The following is a 12,420-nucleotide window of genomic DNA, read 5'->3' on the forward strand; positions in this document are numbered from 1 at the left end:
AATTGCCGGGCGTTTCAAATACTGCTTTAATATTTACTTAGTTCTTCACCGGTAAAAAACTATAGTCCTTTCCATAACGAAGCATTTGTTCAATAAAGCCTTCGTTGTTTTCAACTTTCACATCTATAATTTTATCGCCTTCCATAACAGGCACCAATTTAGGCTGAATAAAGCCCATGTACGGCGCTATACTCAATTTGGCCATACGGGTATGCACTTCTGTCAACAAAGCTTGATCTACTTTTACACCATACGTTTCTACCAAATTTTTTCCGGCATTAAAGTCACCTTCCGATTTAATGCGTTGAATTTCTTTAAGCAATTGACCAAACAACTCACGCAATTTGTTGTAATCGTTAATTTTGAAATAGGTTTTACCATCTTGAGTAACCTTTTCAATTACATTGTCCTTTTTTCCCTTTTCAAAAGCCCATGATGCATTTAGCTGACGGTTGCGCATGTGTGCTTCTTCTAAATTATCGCCCGGTTTAATGCGCACCAATTGTGTCATCATACCATTTAATATATAGTAATCGTATTGCGCTTTGCCCACTTCAAGTGATGGACTAACTCCTAGATCCACCAGTTTTTGATCCATTATATAATACAAGCCAACCAAATCGGCACGCGCTTCTTCCAAAATACCAGCATAATTTTTAAGGGTAACATCTGTGGTTCCAACGCCTTTATTAATTTGTCCGGAGGCATGTCCAATCACTTCGTGCATATCGGTATGCAAATCACCACTAAGTGGGCCATATTTTGCTTGGCGTTCTTGCACTTCCTTATTTAATCCAAATTCATCAAACAGCGGGCTTTTGGCGCGTGCATAATTGTAGGAATACACAATATTACTCAAGGAAACCGATTTAGAGCCATGCAATTCACGAATCCACTCTGCATTGGGAAGATTAATTCCTATGGGAGTTGCCGGTGCAGCATCGCCAACTTCGCTAATAATAGTAATCACTTTTGCCGAAATACCTTTTACATTTTTCTTTTTATGTTCGTCGGCAATAGTAGAATGATCTTCAAACCATTGCGCTTCCTTTGCTATAGCAGCAATGCGTTTAGTAGCCTCCATATCTTTCATCGAAACAATAGACTCATAGCCGCCTTTCTTTTGCATTGGGTCATGATATACTTCAATAAATCCATTCACCACATCCACTCGAGAAGCTGTATCCCCTACCCAGGAAACCGAATAGTTGTCGAAATCCTTTAAATCGCCACTTTTGTAAAATTTAATCAGCTGCTCTAAAGTATTTTTTTGAACTTCATTTTCAGCAACCGGAACAGCTTTTTCTAACCAATAAATAATTTTATCAATAGCTGCACCATACATTCCTCCGCTCTTCCATACTTTTTCAGTTAGCTTTCCATTTTCCTTTAACACTTTTGAGTTTAATCCCCAAGATGGTTGCTCTTTTACATCTTTCTGAATCATACCGGCATAATATGCTTCCACTTCTTTTTGAGTAACACCGTCGTAAAAATTACTCGCCGATGCCTTTACATTATCTGTGTTAGCACTTAAATCCACACCCTTTGCATCCATTTTAGGGTCAAATAATATGGGTTGAAGCATGGCTATAAATTCTTCCACTTTCATGCCTTCGAGAGGCAGCTTAGCATTGTCGCTTTTGCTGATGAGCTCTTTAAAATAATCGACTGTAAACTCAGGCATAAGCTTATCATTGCTATAGTGATGATGAATCCCATCCGAAAAAAACACCCGTTTGCTGTATTCCAAAAACTTGGCATAATCTGCACTGTTTTTATCACCTGAATAGGTACTTAGAATAGTTTCCAAAGTTTTACGAATGGTCAAATTGTGCTTGTATTTTTGATCGTAAAAGATGTCTCGTCCACACAATCCTGCCTCATATAAATAATAGGCCAATTGTTTTTGCTGTAGCGATAACTCCGAAAATCCGGGAATGTCGTAGCGCAACACTTGCACGTCGGCAAAACGATCGGCCATAATTTCGGTTGTTGTGGTAGCTTCAGTAGTTTTAGCTTGTTCATTGGATTCCTTTTTAGCATCCCCTCCACATCCTGCAAATAGAGCAGTGATAAGGAAAGCCGAAGGAATTAATACGTTTAATTTTTTGTTCATTTGGTTATGGGTTTTTGTAGGATTTGTTTAAGCGCTGCAATTTTACTAAAAATAATAGCAAGTCGTACGCAAATTAAACCGTTGTTACACGTTGTTTATCGGCACTTTACTTGATTCTGTTTTTTGGGGTGATTTGAAGCTGTCATAAAAAGTAAATCCGGAAAGAAAAAAGTACAGAAGATTGAAATTGCTTGGAGTCAATAAAAACAACAATAACAGTTAATCATTTAAGCAAAACACGCGAGCAGAGAGTCATCCAAAACACAGAAAAAAATAAACTAATGGCTGTTAATAAGAAAGGAAGCGTTGCAACTCAAAGCTCGAAGAATTTGTTAATTTTGCAAATAGAAGGGAATAATAACGAAAAGGGACATATATGTTAGAAGAAAGCAACGAGGAGAATTTTGAGCACGGTGAGGAATCGAATGAGGTGTTGGAACGCTACGAGAAAATGCTCAAACTAAATGAACAATACTTTTTTGATGTAGCTGAATTTGAAGAGTTGATTGACACCTACATCGATAAAAAAAATATAACCAAAGCCATACAAGTAGCCCAATTGGGGTTGAGCCAGCACCCTTTTACAGTGGTGTTTTTGTTGCGTCAAGCACAATTGTATGCAGCCTCCAATCAGGTACAAAAAGCACTCGATACACTCACCAAGGCTGAATTATTAGAACCCTCTAATACCGAATTGTTTGTTACGCGAGGAAGTATATTTAGTCAATTAAGCGAGTTCGATAAGGCAATCGATACCTATAAACAAGCGTTGGATACAGCGGAGGAAAAAGACGAATTGTACATGCACATTGCTTTTGAATACGAAAACAAAAGCGATTTCGAATCGGCTATCAAATTCTTAAAAAAAGCTGTGAATGAAAATCCAGAGAATGAATACGCTTTATATGAATTGGCATTTTGTTACGACATAACTGAAAACACTGCTGAAAGTGTTACTTTTTATTCTGAATTTATTGATAAAGTGCCCTATTCGCCTGCTGCTTGGTTTAATTTAGGGATTGCGTATAACAAAGCTTCCATGTTTGAAAAAGCCATCGAAGCCTATGATTATGCCATATTGGTGCAGGAGAATTTTTCTTCCGCCTATTTCAACAAGGCAAACTCACTTGCCAATTTAGGTCATTTTGATGAGGCCATTGCTACTTATAAAGAGACTTTCAAATTTGAAGAACCGGATGCAACTTCCTATTATTATATGGGTGAATGCTACGAGAAAATGGAAGATTGGGATAAGGCGCTCAGCTATTATAATAAATCGATCAAAATGGATCCCGAATATGCCGATGCCTGGTTAGGAATTGGAATTATTTTGGAATATCAAAACCGTATCAGCGAAGGTATTCACTATGTTAAAAAGGCTATTGAACTGAATGGTGAAAATGCGGATTACTGGTACATTTATGGTGAAATACAACAAAAACTTGGCTTTTTTGAAGAAGCTGAAGTAGGCTACTGTAAAGTTATTGAGCTCGAAACCGATAATGAAGAAGTGTATTTAGATTATTCTAATTTGATGTACATTCAAGATTACAAGGAAGAGTCTATTTCGATGCTGGCGGATGGAATTAAGCATTTTCCAGATAGCCCCGAACTGAAATACAGAATGGCAGCCTTAAAATTTATTTATGGAGATATGCAAGATGGCATGTACTATCTGGAAAGCGGGCTCTCTCTAGATTTTGAAAAGCACATCGATATATTTGAATATTACCCTGCACTCAACCAAATTGCATCAATCATTGAGGTGATTGAGCAGTATAGAAAATAAGTATCCCTCGTTAGGGCGAAAACCACTAGTCTTTTTATCCTCTACCTAAATGAAAAGACTGCTTTGTGCCTCGCTGTAACGTTTTTATAATAACATTTTAGAAAAACACTCATGAATTTTAATTTACCCCATATTCCTGAACGTCCGGCTAAACCGCGCGAAAAAGGAATTACAATGATGATGGATAAAGGTATGAGCCTGCGTGAAGCCGAGAATTTTATTTCGGCCAGCGGACACCTTACCGATTTAGTTAAGCTTGGTTTTGGAACCTCTTATATCAGCAATAACCTTCAAGAAAAAATAAAGCTTTATCAAGATGCTAATATTAAAGTTTATTTGGGAGGAACTTTATTTGAGGCATTTATTGTGCGCAACATGTTTGACGACTACCGCAAACTGTTGGATAAGCTTAAGCTCAATACTGCAGAAGTGTCGGATGGTTCATTGGAGATGAATCACGATAAGAAATGTGAGTACATTAACATTTTAAGCAAACAAGCCACTGTTTTGTCGGAAGTAGGCTCTAAAGAAGAAGGAATTATCATTCATCCTGCCAAATGGATTAAAATGATGACCAAAGAATTGGAAGCCGGCAGTTGGAAAGTAATTGCGGAAGCACGCGAAAGTGGAAATGTTGGTATTTATCATCGTGACGGAAAAGCGCATACTTTACTTATTGATAAAATTCTAGCCCGCGTTCCTGCCGAAAAAATCATGTGGGAATCTCCGCAAAAACCGCAGCAGGTATGGTTTATTAAACTATTAGGTGCTAATGTTAACCTCGGTAATATTGCGCCCAATGATGTTATATCGCTCGAAACTTTGCGTTTGGGACTTAGAGGGGATACCTTCTTTCATTTTTTGCCAAAAGAGTTGGTTACGAAATAGTGTTATTGAGTTATTAGGTTATTGAGTTTTTATGTCATCCTGAGCGAAGTCGAAGGAGAGTTATTAAGTTTTTATGTCATCCTGAGCGAAGTCGAAGGAGAGTTATTAAGTTTTTATGTCATCCTGAGCGAAGTCGAAGGAGAGTTATTAAGTTTTTATGTCATCCTGAGCGAAGTCGAAGGAGGGTTATTATGTCATCCTGAGCGAAGTCGAAGGAGAGTTATTGGGGCTCAGCATTATTTCCCTACTATTTTAAAATGGCAGTTTCAACACGGACTTTAATTTTGGAGCATACTTTTAATCTTAATAAAGATGAGGTGTATGCAGCTGTAGCTAATTTTGAGCGCTTTGCTAGCTTACATCCGGTAATGACTTCGGTTAAAGTTATTACCACCAGTTTGCCTGATTTTATTGAATATGCAGTAGAAGAAGAAATGCGTGTGTTGGGAATTTTGGTGATGAAACCAAAATACAATGCAACAGTGTCCGAAATAGAAAAATTCAAGCAGGTACGCTATACTTCACAGGTTAAAAAAGGTATTTTTTTAACTCTAAATTTTCATTTTTCACAACAAGGAAACGTAAGCACTATTCGCGAAGAAATTGAAGTAAGTGGAAATAAACTTATAACGGTCGTATTTCTAAAAATACTCAAAAAGGCTCATTTAACCACATTTGAGCGCTTGAGAACAATCTAGGCATCTTCTTCTCCGAAAAGCTATAAGTGCTATTCAACATAATACTTCCTTACTAAACTTAAAATACCAATCTTATAGTGAAAACACCCGCGAAATATTAAATCCAAAATGCACATCACCCTTTGCCCACTTACCATCAGTTTCGTTCACAAGCACGCGCTCATTCATCCCCAAGGCATTGGTAAAATGCAATTGAAAAACGTGGCCTCCCGTTTCAATATCAAAACCTATTGATAAAGGATTCTTAATATCGGCAGGCAATTGATTGGGCAATTGATAATAATAATCGATGGTTATCGCTACACGTTTTGTAAGCTTTATTCGAGCTCCTGTTGCTAAGGCAAGAATATCATGTTTATCACCCGTTTCTTTCACAATGTTGCGGTGTACGAGCGTTGGAGAAATTTGCCAGGAAAAACTTTCCGAAAATTTTCTTCCTATAATTAGTTGATGATAATAACCCAAGCGCGAGGTATAATAGTTTTTCCGATCGGGATTATCCCATTTCATAAAACTATCGGTCATTCCGCTCACCCAAATCAGAGAAAACGGAATAGAGCCTTTGCCGGTAGATTGCCAAAGAATACGGTATTTCACAAAAGCATCGGCTTCCTTTTTAAAGCTGCTTCGGCCTATCCCAACCATTAAACGCGGAGTAATGCCATAATCTAAACCCAATCGTACACGTGCTTGATCAATACCAAATGCCTCGTATGCACCGCCATTTATTCGTCCAAAGCGATGCAGGATGCGCACATCCAGTACATTTTTTCCTAAAAACTCCAGCGAATGGCTGTTAATTACACGCGTTGATTTAAAGGCATTTTTGCTATATTCCTTGGGTGGCTCTTTATCCTCCAGCATATCCATTAAGTCATCTTGCGCTTTCAGCTTTAAATGAAAGGAGAAAAGTATAAGTAGTGAAAGTATTTTTTTCATTTGATTTTAAATCTATTTAAAATGTAGCTACATCAATTATTTACTGCTCCTCTATTTATCCAAGCTTGCAATTCAAGCACATTACAAGGACTCAAAGGGCCCGAAGGCGGCATTGTTTTTTCGGTTATGGCGCGCACGCTAACGCGGTCAATACTTCCTTTTAACCCTGTATAATTTGAAAGGTCGGGAGTTTGGGCGCCGGCAACATGGCATCCGCTAATGGCACACGTGCTGGTTATGATTGGTTCGATTGTGGTGATGTATGTAACAGCAGTTGTATCACAACCTGTATTTAAAACGGCTGGATAGAGTTCTGATTCCACATCGTAATAACACGCACTTAAACTCAAACAAATGCCCAATATCAGTAAGTTAAATAAATAGTTATGTTTCATTATTGAGGATATTGAGTGTTAATCCAAATGCTAATCATATCGATTTCGCAAGCGGGTAGTTTTTGCCCACCCTGTGGCATAGCTTTATAAGGCGTTTGATGCTTCACAGAACCTAACAAAGTTCCCGCTTGTGCCACTCCAACTGCTGCCGCATAGTTTGAAAGATTTACACCACCCGAAGCCAGTGTTGCATTATGACAACCTTTGCACTTTAAGTCTAACAAGGGTTTTATTTTTGTAGCATAAGTCACATTTGTGGTATCGCAACTGTTGCAATAATTATTTTTGGCGCCTTGACTGATCCAAATGGTTAGTTGATTAATTTGCTGGGTAGTTAAAGGACTGCTTGGTGGCGGGGGCATCACTTTATTGGCATGCGTTTCCTTAATTGCTTCCATTATATCGCCCTGATTGGGATTACCTGGGCTAATCTCTCCGCTACCCATAATTCCGGAATACGAATTTAATACGAGTCCCTCTTCATGTGTTATTGGATCATGACACCCGGCTTTAGCACAATTGGAAACAAAAAGAGGAAGAATAGTATTGTTAAAATACACGGTATCTGCATCGCAGGGAATTAAGTTTTGAGTTCCCGAATTTGTATCCACAGGAGTTGTAGTCCCGTTTGGAGAAATTCCATCCAAGCCTGGCGGATAATGCTTACACGCTGAAAAGCTGAGCATTATACCTAAACAAAACAGGATGATTTGATTTTGAACTATACCTCTGAAACTTGATTTTGCTTTTATCATAGCATTAACTATTAAGACTAAAAAATACATGAAAACCTACATTTCCCGACTTGCGGAAAAGAAAAAAAATTTGGTTAATCCCAATCCATTAAATTAAAAGATTGTTTCTTGCAATGCCTTGCAAGATGGATCTAAGAAAGCTTAGGAGGAAGCCAGATACGGCAAGTGTAGGAAGCTAAACAGAAGAATTCCTTTTTAACAAAAGTAGTTTTATCAACAAAATATCCGGCAGCAATCGATGCATCAAAAGCAACTTGCGGTGCTGTTATAACCGGTGAACTCATAAACAAATTGGCTGACTTAAATGGTAATTGCTTATCCTGTGCATCATCCGAACTGTTATTATCATCCGTTAGGTAATGCATCACTATAAAATCAAAAAATGAAATTGAAGCATCTGCTTGTTTGGTCTCGGCATAATGCTGCTCCAGCATATCCACTTTCAACAACTCGGTTAATCCGGTGGATGAAAAGAAATAGGTTATTAGCAGAAATAGCAGAATTATTCGTTTCAAAAGCTCACTTCATTTTGTTATTGCAAAGTTAGCTTAAACTAATGTAGCTGCTAAAAAATTTCGCTAAGTGGGAATAACATACTACTGAATTTGTGAATTTGTAGTTCAGATGATTTTAAATGAGGTTAAATCCTATTTATTTAAAGCTCAAAATTTTACAACACCTTAACTTTTGCCTTTGCTGGATAAAAATTGCTTCCCCAGCATCAACAAAAGAACAAAGAGAAAGAACAGCGTAATGTAGAGCCAAGCGCTTAAGTTCCTGTTTCTTTTTGCTAAATCGACATTCGATTTAGTGAGGGCCGAAACTTGTTTGGATAATGTATCTGTAGCCTGCATCAGCATATTCGCTTGCCGTTTATTTTGGTTCAGGTCGTAATTCATGTTCACTTTTTCGTAAGTTCTATAATCAAGCACACGATTAAGCACTTGAATGATATGATTATCGGTGCGCACAATATTAATTAATACGGTGTTGCTTTCGCGGATGTCTTTTTTTGTTTTGTTACCAAAGATACCACTGTGTTGCTCCAAAGATTGAGAATAGGCATCGAATTTCACTCTCCTATCACGCAGTAAATCTTTTAATTCAGTTCGATAATAATTGCTGGAATCGGCTTCGGATGCAGCAGTGTTTTGAATTTCTGTAAATGCCATCCACATAAAAAACAGTACCCCTATTCTATACATTACACTATTGTTCATTTTCAAACTTCGGCTATTTTTATAAAACACATAAAATTAAGCATGTTACCTAGCCAAACAAAATATAAAAGCTTAGACGCGATTTATTGAATTTCTGCAGGTAAATGAATTGCTTGAATGGGAATTTCTTTTTTCAGGGAGATGTCTTTCAGTCCCTGCACGCAAACTTCCGTTCAAAATCCAGCAATTATCATTTTTTCTTGAATATTACTTTAAAAACGTATTCGTATCTTAAAAATTTGCAAAATCCCAATTTAACTAAAATCTAGGTTATTACCTCTTCCCACCTCGTAAAAAAATATATCTTTGCGCCCTCAAATTTTTAATGATAGATGGATAAGAATTCGATTACCGGTTTACTACTCATTGGTGCAATATTAATAGGATTTAGTATTTACAACGCCCCTTCCGAAAATGAAATTGCCGCTGCCAAACACAAGCAGGATTCAATTGAAGCAGTTCAAAAATTAGTTACTAAAGAGCAACAAAAAGCCGTTTTGCAAGATGCGGTAATGGCGGTGGTGGCCGATACTAATACGGTATCCGATTCAGCCAAAACCGAATTACTAAAGAGCACTTATGGTCCATTTACGGCTGCAGCAGAAGGCGAAAAACAAATTACCACTATTGAAAATGAGTTGCTAAAAATTGGTATTTCAAATAAAGGTGGGCGCATCGTTTCTGTGCAGTTAAAAAAATACCGCACACACGATTCACTGCCCTTGATGCTATGCGATGAAGATTCATCTCGATTTGGACTCAGTTTTATCGCTCAAAATCGCATTTTTAATACCGATACTTTATTCTTTACTCCCATTGGAACTTCCTTTTCGGTAAACGGCACCGATAGCAATAAAGTGAGTATGCGTTTGCAGGCTGCTCCGGGCAAATACATAGAGTTTGAATACCGCTTACGCGGAAATTCCTACCTCATGGATTGCAATATTAACACGGTTGGAATGCAGGATTTAATTGCCAGCAATACTTCCGATATGAATCTGAAGTGGCATGTGCGTGCATTAAAACATGAAAAAAGCCATAAAAATGAGCAAAATGCTACGACCATTTATTACAAGCACTTTGAAGATGAAGTGGATTACCTCAACGAAGTGAATGATGGCAAAGAATCCTTTCAAACAAAAATGAAATGGGTTTCCTTTAAACAACAGTATTTTACTTCCGTATTAATTGCTAAACAAGGTTTTGATAAGCCTACCGATATCGAAACCGTTGGTTTACCCAACTCTGGTAAATACACCAAAGATTTAGCCGCAAGTTTTACAATACCTTATAAGCATACCGGTAACGAAAGTTTTGCCATGAGCTTGTATTACGGTCCAAATCACTACGGAACCTTAAAGAGTTTTGGAATGGATTTAGAGCAACAAGTGCCGCTTGGATGGGGAATTTTTGGCTGGGTAAACCGATTTGCAGTAATTCCGGTATTTAACTTTTTAAGTGGATTCAACATGAATTTCGGTATCATTATTTTATTGCTCACCATACTTATTAAAGTAGTGCTGCTGCCATTAACCTACAAAGCATACATGAGCACTGCAAAAATGAAAGTGTTGAAACCGGAGGTAGATGAGTTAAACGAAAAATACGCCAAAGAAGAACCGATGAAAAAGCAACAAGCTTTGATGGCACTGTATAAAAAAGCAGGCGTAAATCCATTAGGTGGTTGCTTACCTATGTTGCTTCAAATGCCCATCTTAATTGCTATGTTCCGCTTTTTTCCGGCAAGTATCGAGTTACGTCAGCAATCCTTTTTATGGGCAACCGATTTATCGTCGTACGACAGCATTTGGACCTTTGGATATGTGCCGGTAATAGACTATTTATATGGTGACCACGTGAGTTTATTCACTTTATTAATGACCATCTCAACCATTATGTACACCCGCATGAACGACCAGTTTAGCGGTGCCAATAATCCGCAAATGGCACAAATGAAATGGATTATGTATTTGATGCCGATTATATTCTTAGGTGTGTTTAATAATTATTCGGCTGGTTTGAGCTATTACTATTTCCTAGCCAACATGCTTACCTTTGCACAGCAATGGATTATCCGCAAAATGGTGGATGAAGATGCCATACATGCTAAGATTCAAGAAAACAAAAAGAAACCGGCTCCAGGGAAATCAAAATTTCAAAGTCGATTGGAAGAAATGGCAAAACAACGTGCTACCTTGCCACAAGGCGGGAAAAAGAAATAAAAGTAAGAACATCCAAAAAAAAATCTGTTGGTTAATTCCAACAGATTTTTTTTGCTCAAAATACTCCTATCAAAAAAAAAGGAGTGAACCTGAGCTCACTCCTTTGAAATGAATTACGAACCTGAAAATATGCTTTATTTCAGATCTAATTTGAATACTAACCTAGTACTTTCTTCACCAGATCAGCAGCTTCTTGCAATTGAATAGCAGAGTATACTTTTAGTCCCGATTTATCAATAATCTTTTTTGCCTCCTCGGCATTGGTGCCTTGCAATCGAACAATAATGGGCACATGAATGGTTCCCATGTTTTTGTAGGCATCCACTATACCTTGTGCTACACGGTCGCAGCGCACAATTCCACCAAAAATATTTACCAAAATGGCCTTCACATTGGGGTCTTTAAAATAATTCGGAAAGCTTGTTCCACACGCTCTGCATTTGCTGTTCCTCCCACATCCAAAAAGTTGGCTGGCTCTCCCCCACTCAACTTAATAATATCCATGGTGGCCATCGCTAAACCTGCTCCATTCACCATGCACCCAACGTTTCCATCCAATTTTACATAGTTTAAATTAAATTCTCCGGCTTCTACTTCGGTTGGATCTTCTTCGGTAACATCGCGCAAAGCAGCATAATCCGCATGACGGAACAAAGCGTTTTCATCCAAATTTACTTTTGAATCCACAGCAATTATTTTATTGTCGGATGTTTTCAAAACCGGATTAATTTCAAACATAGCTGAATCTGTTGAATCATACGCTTTATACAGTGCTGCCACAAATTTGGTCATTTGTTTAAATGCTTCTCCTTCTAAACCCAAATTAAATGCGATTTTGCGGGTTTGAAAAGCTTGCAATCCCACTTTAGGATCAATCTCTTCTTTAAAAATTAAATGTGGAGTATTGTGCGCCACATCTTCAATGTTCATACCACCTTCGGTACTATACATGATGATGTTTCTACCGGTTTGACGATTCAGCAGCACACTCATATAAAATTCCTTTGTTGGACTATCGCCGGGATAGTACACATCTTGCGCAATCAATACTTTATTTACCTTTTTACCACTTGGACCGGTTTGAATGGTAACTAGTGTACCGCCTAAAATGCTTTTAGATTTATCTCTTACTTCATCCAGATTTTTTGCCAGCACCACACCGTTGATTCCGGTTTCATTTACTTTTCCTTTTCCTCTTCCTCCGGCATGAATTTGCGCTTTCACTACCCACCATCCTGTTCCGGTTTGCTTTTGCAATTCCTTAGCTGCCTCCACAGCTTGTTCGGGTGAATCGGCTACTATTCCCTCCTGTATGGCCACGCCAAAACTTTTTAATATGGCTTTGCCTTGATATTCGTGTATGTTCATAAGTATCTATTTTAGAATTCAAATGTA

Annotated in this window: 10 protein-coding genes and 1 pseudogene; 4 read left to right on the plus strand and 7 right to left on the minus strand. The window is 37.9% G+C overall.

What is annotated here, in order from left to right:
• Nucleotides 1–37 precede the first annotated feature (37 nt).
• On the minus strand, nucleotides 38–2,119 hold the full coding sequence (locus IPP32_10590) for a dihydrofolate reductase (protein MBL0048528.1): 2,082 nt from the start codon (nucleotides 2,117–2,119) through the stop codon (nucleotides 38–40).
• A 376-nt stretch (nucleotides 2,120–2,495) separates the two neighbouring features.
• On the opposite strand from IPP32_10590, the gene IPP32_10595 reads away from it, so the two are divergent.
• From IPP32_10595 to IPP32_10605, 3 genes are all read left to right on the plus strand, one after another.
• On the plus strand, nucleotides 2,496–3,908 hold the full coding sequence (locus IPP32_10595) for a tetratricopeptide repeat protein (protein MBL0048529.1): 1,413 nt from the start codon (nucleotides 2,496–2,498) through the stop codon (nucleotides 3,906–3,908).
• Between the two features lie 111 nt (nucleotides 3,909–4,019).
• Entirely contained in the window at nucleotides 4,020–4,796 is a 777-nt protein-coding gene (locus tag IPP32_10600) for a phosphosulfolactate synthase (protein MBL0048530.1), read from the plus strand.
• A gap of 257 nt (nucleotides 4,797–5,053) precedes the next feature.
• Complete coding sequence (locus tag IPP32_10605) at nucleotides 5,054–5,494, plus strand: hypothetical protein (GenBank protein ID MBL0048531.1); 441 nt, start codon at nucleotides 5,054–5,056, stop codon at nucleotides 5,492–5,494.
• A 72-nt stretch (nucleotides 5,495–5,566) separates the two neighbouring features.
• Here IPP32_10605 and IPP32_10610 read toward each other — a convergent pair whose 3' ends face one another.
• The 5 genes from IPP32_10610 to IPP32_10630 all read right to left on the minus strand — a co-directional run bounded on the left by IPP32_10610 (nucleotide 5,567) and on the right by IPP32_10630 (nucleotide 8,803).
• Nucleotides 5,567–6,433, minus strand: a complete 867-nt coding sequence (locus IPP32_10610; protein ID MBL0048532.1) for a hypothetical protein — start codon at nucleotides 6,431–6,433, stop codon at nucleotides 5,567–5,569.
• A gap of 32 nt (nucleotides 6,434–6,465) precedes the next feature.
• Nucleotides 6,466–6,828: a hypothetical protein gene (locus tag IPP32_10615; protein ID MBL0048533.1), complete on the minus strand. Its 363-nt coding sequence runs from the start codon at nucleotides 6,826–6,828 to the stop codon at nucleotides 6,466–6,468.
• Nucleotides 6,828–7,583 (minus strand): hypothetical protein, encoded by a 756-nt coding sequence (locus IPP32_10620; GenBank protein MBL0048534.1) that lies wholly within the window; start codon nucleotides 7,581–7,583, stop codon nucleotides 6,828–6,830. Before IPP32_10620 ends, IPP32_10615 begins: the two co-directional genes overlap by 1 nt.
• A 131-nt stretch (nucleotides 7,584–7,714) precedes the next feature.
• On the minus strand, nucleotides 7,715–8,098 hold the full coding sequence (locus IPP32_10625; protein ID MBL0048535.1) for a hypothetical protein: 384 nt from the start codon (nucleotides 8,096–8,098) through the stop codon (nucleotides 7,715–7,717).
• 165 nt (nucleotides 8,099–8,263) lie between these two features.
• Nucleotides 8,264–8,803, minus strand: coding sequence for a hypothetical protein (locus IPP32_10630; protein ID MBL0048536.1), 540 nt, complete (start codon nucleotides 8,801–8,803; stop codon nucleotides 8,264–8,266).
• A 332-nt stretch (nucleotides 8,804–9,135) separates the two neighbouring features.
• On the opposite strand from IPP32_10630, the gene yidC reads away from it, so the two are divergent.
• Nucleotides 9,136–11,025: a membrane protein insertase YidC gene (gene yidC / locus IPP32_10635; protein ID MBL0048537.1), complete on the plus strand. Its 1,890-nt coding sequence runs from the start codon at nucleotides 9,136–9,138 to the stop codon at nucleotides 11,023–11,025.
• A 157-nt stretch (nucleotides 11,026–11,182) separates the two neighbouring features.
• On the opposite strand, the pseudogene sucC reads toward yidC, so the two are convergent.
• Nucleotides 11,183–12,393 (minus strand): annotated as a pseudogene (sucC, locus tag IPP32_10640) (ADP-forming succinate--CoA ligase subunit beta).
• Nucleotides 12,394–12,420: the final 27 nt, after the last annotated feature.

The organism is Bacteroidota bacterium (assembly GCA_016721765.1).
Taxonomy (GTDB): domain Bacteria; phylum Bacteroidota; class Bacteroidia; order UBA4408; family UBA4408; genus UBA4408.